Below are 18,537 nucleotides of genomic sequence, written 5' to 3'. Positions count from 1 at the left end.
TAAAGGCAAATAAGATTTTATGATGCGCTTAATAATAGCACTAATTATTACTTTATCACTCCCGCTCTTTTCTTTAGCTCAAGAGACCACGGCAGCAGCGGAAAGCTCCAATTCAATCACCTCCATCGATGCTATTGATACGCTTTTCACCTTCACAGAACAACCAAAAGACTCCATTCGCAGTGTACAAACGGCTGGTTCAGTGCTCACGCAAGTTATCAATAGAGCTCAGCAGTATGCTTTTGATCTTAGTGAAATAAAATTAGAACTCGCTAATAATCTCGACACTACAGAAATGTCTATTCAACTCCCTGAAATCTACCTGATAGCGGAGAAGATAAAACTCAAAACAGAATTGGACTATGAATACCTCAATCACCGGTATTTGGTAGGTATGGAAAACTTGGTAGAAACCGTCAGTGATTTGAATGAATCCTACCAAAAGAAAATTCAAAGCCGGATTAATCTCCTCACCGAGGTCGGTGTGAAATTATATGCAATGAAGTCTGATTCACTTTTTGCCTTGACTTTGAGTGATACCACGCTGATACCCGCGATGAATAGTGAGTTGAGGTCGCTTAAAAATTCCTTGAAAACAGTGGATAGCATCTACTTGGCGCAAGAAATAATCACTGCGAAGTATCAAGCGAAAGTATCCGAAAATGCATTGGTATTCCTGAGCTTGGAACAATACCTCAATCAAAACAAAAAGAGACTAGATAGGCAATACTGGACCAAAGAAATAAACTATCCATGGGAGCCAACCAACTACGCCAATCTAACAGACTCCAGAACTGTCATAAAGGAATCGATGGAGCTAAACGCCGCGCTGCTCAAAGCCTATCTGGAGAGGACAGCGCTGATTTCAGTGATTAGCTTGATCATTTTATTAGTGGTTTACCTGAAGATCAAAGCTTCCATCAATGAAATCAGTAAGGAAAAAGATTTTGCCTCGCTGATTCTAGATCGAGTCAAATACTTCAAAAAACACACCTTTACCTCCACATTACTTTTTCTAATACCTATTTTCTTAATCATTTTTCATAAACCACCTCTGGTATTCATATCCATTTTGTCTCTGTTCATGATTATAGCTTCTAGCTTGCTCGTGAAAAACCAATTTGGTGCGTACTTCAAAAACCTGTGGTTTACTTTCCTTCCGCCCTACCTTTTACTAGCTATGAGTAGCCTGAACTGGAAGGTCATTTACCAGGAAAGGTGGTTCATCCTGATCTGTTCGGTGATATTTAGTGTGATGGGGATTCTGGTTCTGATCAACACCAAAAAACTCAACAACAAGCATCATACATTTTTGAAATACCTAGCTTTCTTCCTGATTGGGATTGAATCTTTTGCATTTCTCACCAATATTTTGGGACGCTTTAACCTATCCAAAACCTATACGATCACGGGGGCTATCCTTTTCTATAGAGGTATAGGTCTTTACCTTTTCGTGAACGTGTTCTTGGAAGCTGTCTATTTGTTCATCGAGCATAGCAAAAAAGAGACGGATGGATTCACTTCCTACTTCGATTTTCAAGATTTGCAGAAACGGATGAAAGGCTTTTTATACGTTTTTGCCACAGCCACCTGGATCTACGGCGTGATATGGCACTTAGGATATAATGACGTGGTTTTCAACTGGTTTTTTGATTTTCTCGAGAAGGACCGCAAGCTAGGTGATACGGTGTTTCAATTTGGCAGTATCCTCCTCTTCATCACCATTCTCTATGTTTCTACTTTTCTTGCGAATAACATCGCGTACTTTGCCTCAGTCAAGGACCAAAAAACTGCAACTTCCAGGAAGCAACGCTTAGGTAGCTCGGTGCTTTTAATCCGACTTGCCGTATTGACGATTGGTTTTTTTCTAGGAATGACAGCTGCCAAAATCCCCTTTGACAAGATAGCCATTGTCCTTGGAGCCTTGTCCGTAGGTATAGGCTTTGGTTTGCAGACAATCATCAACAACCTGGTATCGGGAATTATCCTTGCATTCGAGCGTCCCATTCAGATTGGAGACGAAATCCAAGTTGGCCCTAACGCTGGCACCGTAAAAGAGGTAGGAATCCGAGCTAGCAAGATTCAAGCCTACGATGGCTCGGAGATCGTGGTTCCGAATGGGGATTTGCTCTCGCAAAGCCTGATTAACTGGACACTTTCGGACAAAAAAAGACGAGTAGAATTGATTATAGGAGTAGGCTATGGCTCAGATATGAAGCTCGTCAAATCGGTTTTGGAGGACATACTGAAAGGTGAGCGTATTCTAAAAGCTCCAGTACCTCATGTCTATATGCAGACGTTCAATGACAGTTCTGTGGACTTCCGAGTGTTATTTTGGGTAGAAAGCATGGATATTTGGGTAGATGTTCGCGCCGAAGTGATGAGTACTATTTTTGAAAAATTTGCTGAAAATAACATTGAAATCCCTTTTCCAAAAAGAGATCTCTACCTCAAATCTATTCCTTCCAATTGGAAAGAAACTATTTCTAAACCTGGAGAAGACATTAGTCCTAAAAAGCTGGGAACGGAGAAGAAAGAAAATCCAACAGATGATCAAAAAAAATCCTCTGAAGAGTGAACTTCAGAGGATTGATTCTCGCTAACAAAAAAGATCTTTCTTAAGCTCTTTTTACATTGACAGCATTAGGGCCTTTGTTGCCTTCTTTGACGTCGTAAGTTACTTTGTCGTTCTGTGCGATTTGATCTACCAAACCAGTTGCGTGTACGAATACTTCGTTTTGTGATTCATCATCTACGATAAATCCGAACCCTTTGGCCTCGTTGTAAAATTTTACTGTTCCCGTTGACATAATAATTTGTAATAATTTGTAATTGAAAGAGGTCTAAAAGTAAATATTCGATTAAAAAAAACAAAATAATCGTTCCTATTTTAAGAAAATGAAGAAAATAATTTTGGTGAGACATGGAAAATCAGCATGGAATAATTCTGAGCTGACAGATCACGATAGACCCTTAGCTACTCGAGGGCTAAACGACGTGCCTATGATGGCGTTAAGACTGAAAGAAAAAGGCTTGACACCAGACCTCATTATTACTTCATCAGCTATTCGTGCAACACAAACTTCCTCGCTTCTCGCTGAAGTACTAAATCTTCCGAAATCTAAGATAGTGTATGACAAAACCCTCTATCATGCTTCATTTACGCAGATTGTGAAATGTATCCAAAAGCAAGACGATGCAAATGAACTGATTTTCCTAGTGGGCCACAATCCTGGGATGAATGATTTTATCGCCTTTTTCGGAGGGAACTTTGACAATCTACCTACTTCCGGCCACTATGGATTTGAAATGGAAGAGGATCAATGGATGCAGTTTCGCCCCGAGAATGTGAAATTTTGGTTTTTCGACTACCCAAAGAAAGAAAGATAAGAGGTGAGAAGTAAGAAGTGTTTTTAGCGCGAGAAATTTAGGAGAAATCCATAGCTGCCTAATCCACCTAACACCCAGTACCTTCCTCCTTTGCTGAAACAGCTGTTGTAGTTTCTATGAACGGCAATTACAAATAACTTTTCCTAGACTAATTCTCAAGGCACTCTACAATCAATCCGGCAAATCGAAGTTTCGAACGTCCTGGATCACTTCCTCAAATTCGCTTTCATTCGCTAGCAAGTAGCTGATTTTTGAGGCAACGGACTCCGGCGTTGAGAGATCTCCATTTTCCTTATAACTCTTAAATCGTTCTATTTCAGGAAAATCCAAACCATCGGCAAGTCTGATTTCATGCTGCATCTGTGTATCCACGATACCAGGCGCAACACTGAAAAATCTAAATTGCGAAGTCGAGTTTTCTTTGGCAGCCACTTTGGTGAACATTGCTATAGCCGCCTTGGTGCTGCAGTATTTACTCCAACCTTCCATAGGCTTGGTAGCTGCACCAGAACTGATGTTGCAGATGATTTTCTTGGCTGTAGAGTCCTTATATGCTGCGACGAAGGCATTCGTCATTAACATGGGCGCCAATAGGTTGATATTCACATGCTCGCGCATCATTCTTATCTGAAGACTTCCTACAACTTTGATCTCTCCTATCCAGCCAGCATTGTTGATCAGAATCACCTCATCGAATTCACCTTGCGGAAACAAGCTGACTAGATCATTCTCCAGCGCATCCAAATCCCCCAGATCCAAACTGACCTCTGTTAGTTTAGGGTTTTCAAGACCTAGAACAGTCCTGGAAATACCTATAATTTCAAACTCATCTTTCTTCAAATAAGCATCTAATATAGCTCTACCTAAGCCTTTGCTGTGGCCGGTCAGTATCAGAAGTGATTTACGCATTACTTTCAAATCTTTGGGGTACTATTAAAGGATATATTGAGACAAGTCTCTGTTTTTCACGAGTGAATTCAATCGTTCCAGCACCATTTCTTTGGTAACCATGATTTTGGAATTCGAAGTGATAGTATCAGGAACTTCAAATAAGAAATCATTGAGCAGGTGGCTCATGACCGTATGAAGTCTCCTCGCACCAATATTTTCTACTTCCTGATTTATCAAAAACGCCAGTCTGGCGATCTCCTCTATCGCTTCGTCATTGAACTCAAGATAAACTTCCTCCGCTTCGAAGAGCGCTTGATACTGCTTGGTAAGTGCATTTTTCGGCTCGCGCAAAATTCGGGAAAAATCCTCCTGAGTCAAGCTCTGCAGCTCCACTCTGATCGGGAATCTACCTTGCAACTCCGGAATTAAATCTGAAGGCTTCGCTACATGAAATGCGCCTGCAGCAATGAATAGCACGTGATCCGTATTAATCACTCCGTACTTTGTATTCACTGCTGACCCTTCTACGATCGGAAGCAAATCTCGCTGTACGCCTTCCCTACTTACATCTGGCCCACCTCCATTTTTACTGGATTTGGAAGCAATCTTATCGATCTCATCTATAAAAATAATCCCGTTGTTTTCAGCGAGTTTGATGGCTTCTTCTTTCACTTCTTCGAAATCAACAAGCTTGGACATTTCTTCCTCAAGTAATATTTTTCTGGCTTCAGAAATACTCACTTTTCGCTTCTTGATTTTTTTGGGCATCATATTCGAAATCATATCCTGAAGTCCGGCCATACTGGCATCGTCAATCATTCCGTTTCCGATCATCCCAACTCCCATAGGCGAGCCAGCTTTCACGCTGATTTCTATTTTTCGGGTATCCAATTCTCCATCTCGAAGTTTTTCTCTAAAGCGCTCCCGAGTTCTTTCATTCAGTTCTGCATCGTTATTCGGCTCAGCCTCCAATTCTGTATCAGTAGGAATTACACGGGTAAAACCTGCACCCTTCACTGGAGGGATCAAAATATCCAAGATTAATTCTTCCACCGCCTCGGTTGCTTTCACCTTCACAGCCTCATTTTTCTGCTCTCTCACCAGCGCTACCGACTGCTCCACTAGATCACGAACCATGCTTTCCACATCTCTCCCCACGTACCCTACTTCGGTAAACTTGGACGCCTCCACCTTGGTAAATGGCGCATTGGCTATCTTGGCTAGTCTTCTAGCGATCTCTGTCTTACCTACACCCGTAGAACCTATCATCAAAATGTTGTTTGGAACGATATCCTTCTGGATTTCGGACTTCACCATCAGCCGACGAATTCTGTTTCTAAGAGCGATGGCGACGTTGCGCTTGGCGTCGTTTTGGCCAATAATATATTTATCCAACTCAGCAACAATTTGTCTCGGAGTAAGTGATCGTATTTTTTCCATGGCGTTAGTTAAAAGTGTTCAGATCGGCGTGGTCTGTTGTGATCTGAGTTAGTATAGTTAATTATGGGGAAAATGCACCCAGGATCTGTCAGGTGCATGAATTAACCCATTTAGTTATCTTTTCCGTTTTCAGCTTGCAGATTGAAATGAAGCGGGTCATCTACTTTTGTTTTCAGCAACGCGATCTCCAGTACTTCCTCCACTCTTTCCACGAAGTGGAATTCTACTCCTTTGACGTATTGCTCATCAATTTCCTCGATATCGCGCTTATTTTTACGGCAAAGGATGATTTCTTTTATTCCAGCTCTTTTGGCAGCAAGGATTTTCTCTTTAATACCGCCTACTGGCATTACTTTCCCAATCAAACTGATTTCGCCAGTCATGGCTACTTTCGCCTTCACTTTTCTTTGGGTGAAAACGGAAGCCATAGCTGTGAGCATAGTAATTCCGGCAGAAGGCCCATCCTTGGGCACAGCACCGGCCGGCACGTGAATATGAAGATCATATTGGTCAAATACCCGATGATCGATTCCAAGTTTTTCAGCTTTTGACTTCAAATAAGAAAGAGCCGTGACCGCAGATTCTTTCATCACATCACCCAGCTGACCAGATAGGGTAAGTTTCCCTTTTCCTCGGCTCAGGCTAGTCTCAATGAATAAAATCTCACCTCCTACACTGGTCCAAGCAAGGCCTGTGACCACACCTGCGGTGCTGTTATCGGTATAAGATTCCTTATCGAAAATCTCCGAACCTAAGATTCTTCTCACTGCTGCCGCAGTAATCTTCGGGCTGTATTCCTCCTCCATCGCAATTGATTTAGCGATATTTCGAACCACTTTTCCAATAGCTCGGTCTAGGCTTCTGACACCAGACTCCCGCGTGTAATCTTCTATAAGCTTCACCAGGGCAGCCTTTTCAAAGCTGATTTGCTTCGCTTTCAGGCCATGCTCCTTTCGCTGCTTGGCTACCAAATGGCGCTTTGCTATCTCTACTTTTTCCTCCTGCGTGTAGCCTGTCACCTCGATGATTTCCATACGATCCCGCAATGCAGGCTGAATGGACTCCAGGGAATTGGCGGTGGCGATGAACAGCACCTTGCTCAGATCATATTCTACCTCCAGGTAATTATCCAAAAACGCGTTGTTTTGCTCCGGGTCTAACACTTCCAAAAACGCTGAAGATGGATCGCCTCGGAAATCTGACGAAAGTTTATCAATCTCATCCAGCACATAGACCGGATTGGAGATTTTCACCTTTTTCATATTTTGGATGATCTTGCCAGGCATTGCACCTACGTAAGTCTTGCGGTGACCGCGGATCTCAGCTTCGTCATGCATGCCACCTAGAGACATCCTTACGTATTTTCTACCCAATGCCGCAGCGATGGATTTCCCAAGTGAAGTTTTACCCACACCTGGAGGGCCATAAAGGCAAAGGATCGGACCCTTTAGATCGTTCTTCAATTTCAATACGGCAAGGTATTCTATGATTCTCTCTTTGACTTTTTCAAGCCCAAAGTGATCTCCATCCAATACTTTCTTGGCGTGATTTAGATCAAAATTATCTTGAGTGAATTCGTTCCAAGGCAATTCGACCATGGTCTCAGCATAGTTCAAAGCGATCGGATATTCAGCTGCAGAAGGATTAATTCTGAGGATTTTGTCGAGTTCCTTTTCAAAGTGTTTTTTCACTTCTGCCGGCCAATTTTTCTTAGCACCGCGAAGTCTCAGATCCTCTACTTCCTTCTCTGGACCTTCATCACCAAGTTCAGTCTGTAGCACTTTCATCTGCTGACGCAGGAAATAATCCCGCTGCTGCTGATCGATATCCGTATGAACTTTCTTCTGAATCTCAGATTTTAGCTCGAGCATCTGGATGTCTTTCATCATGAATTCCAACAAAAGCGTCGCTCGCTCTACGCCATCATTGATTTCCAGCAATCGCTGCTTCGATTCTACCGGAGCGTTGATATTGGAAGATAGAAAATGTGTCAGAAATGGGGTATTGTCAATATTGTCCAATGCAACCTGAGCTTCGCGCGGGATCTCAGGATTCAAATGAAGAATCCGGGTGGCAGATTCCTTCAGGGATTCTTCTAGCGCCTGAATCTTCTTGGAGCTTTTCGGGAAATTCTCTTCCAGGTATTCTGCTTTAGCGATAAAATACGGATCATCAGTCACTTGTTCAGTGATTTTGAAACGCTTTTTACCCTGAATAATAATCGTAGTATTGCCATCAGGAAGCACGATCATTTTGATGATCTTCGCTAGCGTACCTACTTGGTAGATATCTTCCCAGCCTGGATCGTCGATAGATGGATTGATCTGAGCGCATACTCCAATTAATTTATTTCCTTTTTGGGCTTTTTTCACCAGACGGATGGAGCGCTGTCTGCCTACAGTGATTGGGATAACTACTCCTGGAAAAAGGACCGTGTTTCTCACCGATAGAATAGGAATTTCTTGTTCAAGAAGTTCTTTTCCTTGTGAATCATCCTCTTCGTCAGTAATCAGCTGGATCAGATCTCCCTCACCGGCAAACTCACCGACCATTAAGTTTTGAAACACAGAATTTTCGAATTGGCTCATATAGACAGAATGACAGCTAGGCTGTCGGTTTTATGCTAAATTAAAAGAAGAACCCCCAAAATACGGAGGTTCTTCCTAAAAGGTCAAGGCTCATGCCAAGAGACTGAAGTAGTCAGAATGGCAGATGTTATTCCCGTAAGTAATTCGGATCTATCTCATTAAGTATATAATCATTGTAGTCAGCATAATATATTTTTTGATCAGCATGAAAAAGTAATGGAGGCCCATCATATCCTTTGTCATAGAAAGACACATCATCGAGTTGCTTTCTCACATAGGTTCTCATATCGATGAGATGAAGGGTTCCGTTTAAGAAAACATAGACTTTTTCTCCAATAGAAAACGCAGCATTTCCATTTGAGTATTTTATATATGGATAGTTGGCTAACTCTACCCAATCTTCGCTCACACTGTCAAATCTCATCAATCGTGTAGCTCGAGTATCAGACCCTACTATTTCATTCACTAGACCATACACCTGACCATCGTGTACAAAAGTGGTTTCAAAATCCCAGTAATCTGAAACAGGGAAAACCTTGCTCCAAGTGCTCCAGGTCTGCGTCGCTAAGTTGAATTTATAGCCTTCAGTTACTTTTTGGACATCCACATCATCTCTATAAAAACCCCCTCCAAAATACAGATTTCCATCAGACACAAACACTGCTCGAGGAGTAGATGCTTTTGATGGAATGGCTGCTAACTCTTTGAGCAAGCCGGAATTCAAATTATAACTATAAAATCTACCGGGCGTATTCGATATGGTCTGATCTTTTCCTGCGAAATAAAGAACATCTTGATGGATAACTGCAAAAGAAGACGCAATATTTCCTTGGTTAATATCCACATACTTGAGAATTCTACCAGTTCTTTTCACTGGATCGATTTCACTAATTTTCCCATCACCCAGCCAGATTCCCTTACCTTTCCAGCTGACAGCTCTTCCCGAAGAGGCAGCATTGAAGGGTAAAGCGTGCATTCGCATATATGCCAACATTGGCTCAGTATTTTCCACCATCGCAAAATTTGTGGATCTCACACCGCCATTGTTTGCCCAAACTTTGAAAAATCGAGGGCTTGGTACTAAATAGTAATTGCTCACTTCAAGCTCTGCTAGGGTAGAAGTTGATGTTCGCATATAGAATTGCTGATTCTGAGCATCTATATCGGATACAAAAATGTTTGCGAAGGGATTAACAGCATTGAAGTTTGTCCCTTTAATAAACAAATGAGAATAGATTGTCCCCATCTTCAATTGCTGATTAGGCAATAACTCTGTTCGTTCAATACGCACAGCATTGTTCACTTCATATCCTTTACCTCTCAGATATACCATAAAGCCTGGTTCTAAAGTCTCAAAATTAGCATTTGGCCTGAATACAATCATACTGTCGGAACTACTGATCACATCCAGATATTGGTTAGAGTAGCTAAGTAGCGTATTTCCATCTTTCAAATATTTACCTTTGATATAGAAATCGTCATCGTAATTCAACGCTGTCTCGGATGGGTTGAAAATTGGGTCGTGGAACTTGATATCAGGGAAAATTTCTAAGGATTTATCCAATATCTTAATGTTCACTACAATCTTCCCATCATAATCATAGCTGTATCCAAATCCCAATTCATTTGGAATGATAATTTTGAAACTATTCTCCTGTAGGTCAAAGACACTGGAAATAGCCTGATTAATTTTTACTTCGAAGTTGGTTATATTATTACTAAACCTATCTCCATATACTGTGAGTGTGTCACCATAATAGACTTCCGGCCCTCCGATAATTTTTTCAAAGAAAAACCCTTCAGATCCTTGGCTTTTAAAGTTGATCGCTTGAGAATACACGGTAGATTGAGTGGTTCTGATAAAAGCCGCTACATAATAGTTCTGCCCCTTTATCATCGAATGATCTGCGATCAATAGGAATTCACTTGGTGGACGACCCTCTGCTTTGAGGACTTCACCAGCGCCTATTCTAGGCTCATTTCCTTTGCTATAAACAAATCCATACTCAAGTATTTCGTCTTCCCCATAATCATAAACTTTGGCTGCGAACTCAGCTCCCAATTCATTGATTTCCTGCACATAGGTCACACTAAAACGAGGGTTGGTTCTCGGCTTAACTTCATCGTTTTCATTGCAGGAAAAAATCAGAACTGATGCAATAAGTAGAACTATCAAACTATTTTTCATAATGCTAAAATTCTACACCCACTTGAAATGAAATAAAAGTCCGGTTAATATTGAATTCCGGCAAATTCAAAATCTGAACTTGGTATTGATTTTTCATGTAATCTATTCCCAGTTCAGTAAAAATTTTCATTTTAGAATTGGTTGGGAAATTAGCTCCAACCTTAATGCCCGGCATAAGACTAAAATCTAGTACGCTCATAATCTCTTCCTCATTCAAAACCGTTTTATCCTGAGATACGCTTGAAGTGGTTTCTACTATGGAGAGATTATTTTGGAGCGCGCTAAACCTGCCTGTCAAAACCAAGCCCATATATAGATCTGCAAAGCTATTTTTGATGAAACTGTAATTATAGCTTATAGGTATAACGACATTTGATTCTTTGAATTCCTGACTAGCAGTATTCAGCTCCACTCTCCTTTCTACACTTGCATCTAAAATTGTCTTACGCATAACGTACCCAACTTTAAAATCAAGTGATGACTTTGCAAACCGTCTGAAATCATGCAACCTAAATCCAACAAATGCTCCGTAGCTTAAAGAATTACTAAATGAGTAATTAAAATTATCCAAAATATCAGATGAGTTTGTCACATCTAATCCCGCAGCTAACCCCACTAATGGAGACACCCTAACGAATGGTATTTTTTCTACATGCAGCTTATAGGGTAACTTCTCGCATTCATGATATTGTATTAGAATTTGAATAAAATCCTGCTCATCCAGCTTAGACCTTTCTATCAGGTCTGTGAGAGATTGGCCACATACGCCCGCAGTCAGGATCTTGAGAGTAGCTATATAAAGCTTAACATGTCTCTTCTTAGGAGATCCTTCACCAGGCACACCTTGATAGTAAGATTTCAATTCTTGAATATCCGTACCATAATCTATGTAATATTTACCCTTTTTAAAGTCTAACTGCAGGCTTCCAGAGAAAAGTACCTGTACAAACTCAATCACCGAAGATCCCGGGAGCATTTTACTCATGAAAAAGCGACCATTGTCCAGACCAAAAGCCTGAAGATCTGACGGGAAATAGGTTTTTAGATTTCCTTGGTATTGGAAATCAACCTGATCATAGTTTGAAAAGTCGTAGGCTCTAACCACTTTACCAAAGAGCTTTTGCCCATTATTTAGAATGACAAAGTCTTCAGCTTGCCGGGAGTCTGGATTTACATTTGACCAGACTTGCTCTTCCACATATCCACCCTGAGCGTGGGCAAAAAAAAATGGCATAACTATCAGAAAAAAGCAACCTGCCACGAGTAAAATTCTATTCATAAATGGATTAAATTATGGTGCTAGTTAAACAGAATATTTCGAATCAACTATAGCTTATGTCGTAAATAGTTTTCATGATAAACTTTACCTTTTTAAAACAAAAAAAGCCGAGATTTCTCCCGGCTTTACATTCCAATTTGATATGATTAGCCTTCTCCTGTAAACAGTTTCAGCACATCGTTTCCTATAGCGAAAACCATCAAAGCTAAGAGGATCACCATTCCGACTTTCTGAGCATTTTCTAGGAAACGATCTGAAGGCGCTCTGCCGGAGATCATTTCGTAAAGCAAGAAAATCACATGTCCTCCGTCCAAAGCTGGTATAGGTAGCAAGTTCATAAATGCAAGAATCATAGAGATCAATCCAGTGATAGTCCAGAATTTACCCCAGTCCCAAGTATCTCCATAGATTTTAGCCATGCCGATAGGGCCACTTACATTTTTGGTAGAAACCTCTCCTGTGAACATTTTGCCCATTGCCTTAGCATTCACGATGACTACGGTGAAAGCTTTAGTAGTGCCTTTTTTGACTGACTCAGCAAAGCCATACTTATTCTGCACCATTTCAATCAAAGGAGTAACAGCAATATCAATAGTACCTCGCTCAGTGACAGCCACCATCGTATGAATGGTATCATTTGCACTAGTCAGAAGTTCAATATCCACTTCTTGGCTTTTTGATTTTGCTAACTCTGCCTGAAGTTCATCGAAGTAAGTCACCGGCTGTCCATTCACTGACAGAATTTTGTCCTCCTTCGTAATCCCAGCTTTGTCTGCCGCTCCACCTTCGTCTATTACCCGCAACTCAAACGGATACCGTATATCCACAAAGCTATTGATGGCTTCCTGACTATTGAATGAATTGATGAATCCTCTTGGGATATCCACCTTGATTATTTCTCCGTCACGATCTACCGTGTAGTAACCATTCTCACTAAGCAAGGCGGAACCAGCAGAAAGATCATTGATGGACTTATAAGGTTCTCCATTTATATCCAGTATTTTATCTCCGGTCTTTAACCCGATGGACTCACCTATTTCCAGTGCTACAATACCGTTTTCTACGACCTGATCTCTGGAAAAATAAGTTTCACCATTGTTGTAAACCAAAATGACGAAGATCACAATACCGGTGATTACATTGACGATAATCCCGCCAAGCATCACGATCAGACGCTGCCAGGCTGGCTTAGACCTGAACTCCCAAGGCTGCGGTTCTCCAGCCATCTGATCGGCATCCATAGATTCATCCACCATCCCGGAGATCTTCACGAATCCTCCCAGAGGAATCGCACCGATGGAATATTCTGTTTCTCCCCACTGGAATCCTGCGATCTTAGGCGGAAATCCAATCGAAAATTTCTCTACTCTCATGCCAAACATCTTGGCGGTAAGCAAGTGGCCCAACTCGTGTAAACCCACCAAGATTGACAATCCCAGGAGTAGTTGGCCCACCATAATTAAGGTATCCATTATGCTCTATTCGTTATTAGTTCTTTAGTAATTTCTCTTGCCCGCTCATCCGTCTCCACATAATCAGCCAAATTTGGCTGTGCAATAAACTCAGCTTTTTCGAGAGTTTCGCCAATCAAATCGGACATTTCCAGAAAACCCACCTCTTTGTTTAAGAACGCAGCTACTGCTATTTCATTCGCAGCATTCAAAACACAAGGTGCATTTCCCCCTTTTGCAAGGGCATCGTAAGCTAATTGAAGGTTTTGAAAAGTCTTTAAATCCGGCTGCTCAAAAGTCAATTGCGGGTAATTCATAAAGTCAAATCTTTCGAAGTCACTTTTCAATCGATCTGGAAAGCTCAGCGCAAACTGAATTGGGATACGCATATCCGGCAATCCAAGTTGTGCTTTGATCGAGCCGTCCTCAAACTGCACCATTGAGTGGATAATGCTTTGTGGATGAACGACCACTTCGATCTGCTCATTTTTCAATCCAAAAAGCCATTTTGCTTCGATCACTTCCAAGCCCTTATTCATCAAAGAGGCTGAATCTATGGTAATCTTCGCTCCCATATCCCAATTGGGATGCTTGAGCGCCTGCTCTCTGGTAACGGTTTCTAAGAAAGTTCTGTCTTTGCCTCGGAAAGGCCCACCAGAAGCGGTGAGGATTATTTTCTCAATGGGGTTATGAAATTCGCCAATCAAGCATTGAAAAATCGCTGAGTGCTCCGAATCTACCGGGTAGATATTCACTCGGTTTTCTTTGGCTAAAGCCGTGATGATTTCGCCGGCTACGACCAAAGTCTCCTTATTCGCCAGTGCGATTTGCTTGCCTGCTTTGATGGCATTTACCGTAGGAATCAAGCCTGAATAGCCAACCAAAGCAGTTAACACCACATCGATCGTCTCCATCTCTACCACCTGGGCGATAGCTTTTTGCCCAGCAAAAACCTTGATATCCTTGGGTTGTAAAGCATCCCTAACCTGAGCATAAAGTGCTTCGTTGCCAATCACTACGGCGTTTGGTATAAACTCCAACGCCTGTTCGATTAATAAATCTGCATTATTCTGTGCGGTAAGAACCTCAACGATAAAATCTTCGGGGTGCTGGCGAATTACAGCTAGGGTTTGGGTACCAATGCTTCCGGTACTGCCCAGGATAGCTACGCGTTTGGGTTCTGTCATTCAATAGTGGATTGTTGAGCAATATAAACCCCACATTTCTAAATGGGTTTTCTCAAGAGGTGACAAAATTACAAGATGCTCCCACTTTTCCTCGTACAAACCGTCAGTTTTTGCCAATCGGCATGATATTAAAGGTCAATGGACTAGGATTCTTTTAAATCGTAACTTAAAATATGTGAATTTAATCAACGGAATAATTTCGCTTTCGTCCAATTGAAAAATGAATCACCTATGAACAGTCTATTCAAAACAACCGGAGTATCCTTTCTGGCAGGCGTGGCCGGAGCTGCAGTTTGGGGCTCACTCAATTTCAATGAGGCAGAGGATTTCCCTGAATTCTCTACGAATAATCAAACTGAAGTGAGTTTTGCTTCGCAGTATAAACCTATATCCACTCGCACGGCTACCGATGCCCCCATCTCTTTTGTAGAAGCTTCGGAAAACAGCACGGAGTCGGTCGTTTTTATCAAAAATTTCTCAGGCACTGACCCTACGAGGTACAGCATGTTTGACTATTTCTTCGGAGGTGGCGGGGCGCCATCTCAGCAAGTGAGTACAGGGTCCGGCGTGATCATCTCTGATGACGGCTATATCGTCACCAATAACCACGTGATCGATAGAGCAGAAACGATCGAAGTCGTACACAAAAAAAGAACCTATAAAGCCAAACTAGTAGGAACCGACAAGAATACAGATATCGCAGTATTGAAGATTGAAGGCGAAAATCTACCTGCAATCAAGCGAGGCTCTAGTCGTGACCTCAGAATCGGCGAATGGGTACTAGCAGTCGGTAACCCATTTAACCTGACTTCTACCGTGACAGCTGGGATTGTTTCTGCCAAGGAGCGTCAGATCAATATTCTTGGAGGAGACTTCCCATTAGAAAGTTTCATTCAGACCGATGCGCCTATTAATCCGGGAAACTCCGGCGGAGCTTTAGTCAATGTCAATGGTGAATTGGTAGGTATTAATACTGCCATATTATCAAGAACTGGCTCTTACACAGGGTATGGGTTTGCTGTGCCGGTGGATATTGCTTTGAAAGTATCAAATGATCTGATCCAATACGGTGAGGTGCAAAAAGCTATCCCTGGAATCGAAGCGGTAGAAATCACTCCAGAACTAGCAGAGGAAATGAACATCAAAACACTAGATGGAGTAATCGTGACTCATGTGATCAAAGATGGGGCAGCTGAGCGTGCGGGATTGCAGCGTAGCGATGTAATTACTAAACTCGGAAATCAGACCATCACCGGAAAAGGGAGTTTTGAGGAAGCCTTATCTTACTACTATCCTGGGGATCAACTATCGGTTAACTACCTAAGAAATGGCACTCCCAAAAATGCTAGTCTTCAGCTACAGAATCTAGAAGGCGGAAGCGGGGTAATCAAACGGGAATTTTACCGATCAGCAATTTTAGGAGCCAGACTCGAGGCGGTAAACACCATAGAAAAAGACAAATTCGGGGTTGATTACGGTATCAAATTGACAAGTTTGACTCGAGGATACTTAAGAGAACTTGGCCTTAGAGAGGGCTTTATTATTACACAGGTGAATGGTGACCCAGCTAAAGATCCGAATAAAGTTGGAGCATATTTGGAAAAATTCAGCGGAAGACTCCTACTAGAAGGGGTGGCAACGAATGGTCAGCCTTTTATGCAAAGTTATAATGTGAGGTAGTACCACTCGCCTCGAACCAGATAGAATTCAATGAGATGACTGAGCTTTTCACCTTGAGAAGCTTAGTTATCTCAAATGATTTTAGTACTTTAAATGGACTTTCTGATCAGTCAAAAATCCTCTCTCATGAAAACTCCTACCCAATCCTGCGAAAAATGCCTAGAAGAATTCAGTGCTGCCCTAGTTGATCTGACAGACTATTCCCTTCGAGCCAAGAATGGTAAATTATCAGAATCGCAAGCTAGAGACTTGCTCAAACAGTTTGAGGAAACGCATGAATTGGCATTAAACTCCATCACAAAGTATTTCAAACAAATAGGTAAAGGTCCCTTTTCAGGATCACGAGATTTGACTGTCGAAGCTTTTCATGCAGAATTAATCGATGATGGAAAAGCCTGGCTAGATATCATCATTGATAGGATACAATACAGCCCAGTGTATGAAATTGATACTCAAGAGAAGTTTTTAGATAATATTCAAAAACGCTACATCAGACTTTTACAGCGATTTGAAGATACAATGGGTAAAAAGCTGAATGAGTAGCGGTTAAGTCTAGTGAAAAGTAACTTTTGTAAGTAGTAAGTGGTGTATGAGATAAGTGGTTTAAAAAGTAAATTTTGTAAGAAGCGAGTAGTGAAAAGATTGGTCTCTTCGGTTTTCCAACCAGTCAATCAAGGAGATAATTTCAAAAAATACAATAGACGATAAATAGAGGGATCAATAAGACCGCATCTTGAATTTCTTCTTCAGCTCTAGCACCGTATTTCGGAATGAAGCATCTGTCTCCATGATGTCATTTACCGTCTGCACGGCATGTATCACAGTGGAATGATCTCTACCCCCGAAGTGATAGCCAATGGATTTCAAGGAATGATTGGTGAATTCCTTGCAAAAATACATAGCGACTTGTCTAGCCGTCACGATCTCCTTTTTACGTGTTTTGGCTTTCAAATCCTCCAAAGGAATTCCATAGTATTCAGAAACAGTTTTCTGGATGAAATCAACACCGACTTCCGTTTCTATATCCTTAATGATGTTTTTCATCACCGTCTTGCCTAGCTCTAGGCTAATTTCTACGCGATTCAAAGAAGCGTGCGCGATAAGCGAAATAAGAATTCCCTCTAGCTCACGAACATTAGTGTCCACCGTGTAGGCTAGGTATTCCACCACATCGTCTGGAATGACGATTCCTTCGGATTGCATTTTCCTACGGATGATCGCTACCCTGGTCTCAAAATCAGGCATTTGCAGATCCGCTGTCAGACCCCATTTGAATCGGGAAAGCAGACGCTCCTCCAGACCTTTCAGATCCCTGGGCGGACAATCTGAAGTCATGATGATTTGCTTTTTACTTTGATGCAGGTGATTGAAAATGTGGAAAAACATCTCCTGGGTTCTGTCTTTTCCTGCCAAAAACTGTATATCGTCAATGATCAGCACATCCACCTGCATGTAGAAATTTGTAAAGCTCTTCACATTTCCATCCTTGATGGAGTCCATGAATTGATTCACAAATTTTTCAGAAGAAACGTAGAGCACGAATTTATTATCCGGTCCATTTTTGATCTCATTGCCGATTGCCTGCACCAAGTGAGTTTTTCCTAGACCTACCCCACCATACACCATCAAAGGATTGAAAGAAGTGATTCCAGGCTTGGTCGCCACTGCAAAACCAGCAGAGCGAGCCAATCTATTGCAATCGCCTTCTATATAAGTGGTGAAAGTATAAGTTGGATTCAGGTTACTATTAGTCAAAGCCTCAGCATTCAGAGATTTCATCTCAAAAGGCGTTTTGTCGGGCTCAGTAGGTGCTTGAGGTTTTTTGCTGGCACCCGCATTCCCTTGCGGAAAAGAAACCACATAAGGCTGATTGGAAGAGTTTCCTCTATCCACCACCACCGCATATTCCAGTCTCCCACTTTGTCCTAAGGTAGTTTTGATCGCAAGTTTCAATTCCTGCACATAGTTATCTTCCAGCCATTCGTAGAAAAATTGGCTAGGAACCTGTATGGTCAGCGAGGTGCCTTCCAACTTGACGGGATTGATGGGCTTAAACCAAGTTGAAAAGCTCTGCTCATTGACGTGCTGCTCGATAACACGTAAACATTCATTCCAAACGGCGCTAGCTTCTGAACTCATTAGAGAAGATTTCTGAAAAACAATGATCTTGCGGTAGGTGCAAGGGTGTCAAATTTGAGAATAATTAACTTAAATAAAAAATGCATTTCTTCTTGAAATATTGAGTTTTTGAACAACTCCGCTTTTCTCACAACCGAATACTTAGAAACCCAATCGTTCTCCCTATGATGGATATAGAAAAAGGCACCTAAGGAGCCATTTTGCCCTCACATAGATAAATATTCTAGTTTTCAGACTATTGAAAAGAAGTACAAAACTTTGCGAAATAGGAATGCAATCCATTTAGTTTCTTGATTTCCCCCTC

At 41.6% G+C, this 18,537-nt stretch carries 13 protein-coding genes; 4 read left to right on the top strand and 9 right to left on the bottom strand.

Annotation, left to right across the window (positions count from 1 at the left end; translation table 11 throughout):
* Positions 1-19: 19 nt before the first annotated feature.
* A complete protein-coding gene (locus tag ABJH64_RS14925) occupies positions 20-2,578 on the top strand; it encodes a mechanosensitive ion channel domain-containing protein (protein ID WP_348276511.1) in 2,559 nt (852 codons plus the stop codon).
* A 40-nt stretch (positions 2,579-2,618) separates the two neighbouring features.
* On the opposite strand, the gene ABJH64_RS14920 is transcribed toward ABJH64_RS14925, so the two are convergent.
* Positions 2,619-2,810: a cold shock domain-containing protein gene (locus ABJH64_RS14920; RefSeq protein WP_348276510.1), complete on the bottom strand. Its 192-nt coding sequence runs from the start codon at positions 2,808-2,810 to the stop codon at positions 2,619-2,621.
* A gap of 88 nt (positions 2,811-2,898) precedes the next feature.
* Here ABJH64_RS14920 and ABJH64_RS14915 point away from each other — a divergent pair, with 88 nt between their 5' ends.
* Positions 2,899-3,390 (top strand): histidine phosphatase family protein, encoded by a 492-nt coding sequence (locus ABJH64_RS14915; RefSeq protein WP_348276509.1) that lies wholly within the window; start codon positions 2,899-2,901, stop codon positions 3,388-3,390.
* A 171-nt stretch (positions 3,391-3,561) separates the two neighbouring features.
* Here ABJH64_RS14915 and ABJH64_RS14910 read toward each other — a convergent pair whose 3' ends face one another.
* The 7 genes from ABJH64_RS14910 to ABJH64_RS14880 all read right to left on the bottom strand — a co-directional run bounded on the left by ABJH64_RS14910 (position 3,562) and on the right by ABJH64_RS14880 (position 14,414).
* Positions 3,562-4,299 carry an SDR family NAD(P)-dependent oxidoreductase gene (locus tag ABJH64_RS14910; protein ID WP_348276508.1) on the bottom strand — a complete coding sequence of 246 codons (738 nt, stop codon included), beginning with the start codon at positions 4,297-4,299 and terminating at the stop codon, positions 3,562-3,564.
* A gap of 24 nt (positions 4,300-4,323) precedes the next feature.
* Positions 4,324-5,721, bottom strand: a complete 1,398-nt coding sequence (gene hslU, locus ABJH64_RS14905) for an ATP-dependent protease ATPase subunit HslU (protein WP_348276507.1) — start codon at positions 5,719-5,721, stop codon at positions 4,324-4,326.
* A gap of 110 nt (positions 5,722-5,831) precedes the next feature.
* Positions 5,832-8,309 carry an endopeptidase La gene (gene lon, locus ABJH64_RS14900; RefSeq protein WP_348276506.1) on the bottom strand — a complete coding sequence of 826 codons (2,478 nt, stop codon included), beginning with the start codon at positions 8,307-8,309 and terminating at the stop codon, positions 5,832-5,834.
* A gap of 127 nt (positions 8,310-8,436) precedes the next feature.
* Positions 8,437-10,497, bottom strand: a complete 2,061-nt coding sequence (locus tag ABJH64_RS14895; protein WP_348276505.1) for a hypothetical protein — start codon at positions 10,495-10,497, stop codon at positions 8,437-8,439.
* Positions 10,498-10,501: 4 nt separating this feature from the next.
* The gene (locus ABJH64_RS14890; RefSeq protein ID WP_348276504.1) at positions 10,502-11,776 is read right to left on the bottom strand and encodes a hypothetical protein; all 1,275 of its coding nucleotides are present in this window, start codon (positions 11,774-11,776) and stop codon (positions 10,502-10,504) included.
* Between the two features lie 146 nt (positions 11,777-11,922).
* The gene (rseP, locus tag ABJH64_RS14885; protein WP_348276503.1) at positions 11,923-13,248 is read right to left on the bottom strand and encodes an RIP metalloprotease RseP; all 1,326 of its coding nucleotides are present in this window, start codon (positions 13,246-13,248) and stop codon (positions 11,923-11,925) included.
* Positions 13,248-14,414, bottom strand: coding sequence for a 1-deoxy-D-xylulose-5-phosphate reductoisomerase (locus ABJH64_RS14880; protein ID WP_348276502.1), 1,167 nt, complete (start codon positions 14,412-14,414; stop codon positions 13,248-13,250). The genes rseP and ABJH64_RS14880 overlap by 1 nt, the downstream gene beginning before the upstream one ends.
* Before the next feature lie 231 nt (positions 14,415-14,645).
* On the opposite strand from ABJH64_RS14880, the gene ABJH64_RS14875 reads away from it, so the two are divergent.
* Both ABJH64_RS14875 and ABJH64_RS14870 read left to right on the top strand, forming a co-directional pair.
* Entirely contained in the window at positions 14,646-16,094 is a 1,449-nt protein-coding gene (locus ABJH64_RS14875; RefSeq protein WP_348276501.1) for a trypsin-like peptidase domain-containing protein, read from the top strand.
* A 126-nt stretch (positions 16,095-16,220) separates the two neighbouring features.
* Positions 16,221-16,637 carry a nucleotidyltransferase substrate binding protein gene (locus ABJH64_RS14870; protein ID WP_348276500.1) on the top strand — a complete coding sequence of 139 codons (417 nt, stop codon included), beginning with the start codon at positions 16,221-16,223 and terminating at the stop codon, positions 16,635-16,637.
* A 174-nt stretch (positions 16,638-16,811) separates the two neighbouring features.
* Here ABJH64_RS14870 and dnaA read toward each other — a convergent pair whose 3' ends face one another.
* Positions 16,812-18,233, bottom strand: coding sequence for a chromosomal replication initiator protein DnaA (gene dnaA, locus ABJH64_RS14865; protein ID WP_348276499.1), 1,422 nt, complete (start codon positions 18,231-18,233; stop codon positions 16,812-16,814).
* Positions 18,234-18,537: the final 304 nt, after the last annotated feature.

It is taken from the genome of Algoriphagus sp. (genome assembly GCF_039969895.1).
Lineage (GTDB): Bacteria > Bacteroidota > Bacteroidia > Cytophagales > Cyclobacteriaceae > Algoriphagus.
The sequence above is the reverse complement of the archived record's forward strand: the minus strand, read 5'-3'. Positions and strand labels throughout refer to the sequence as shown.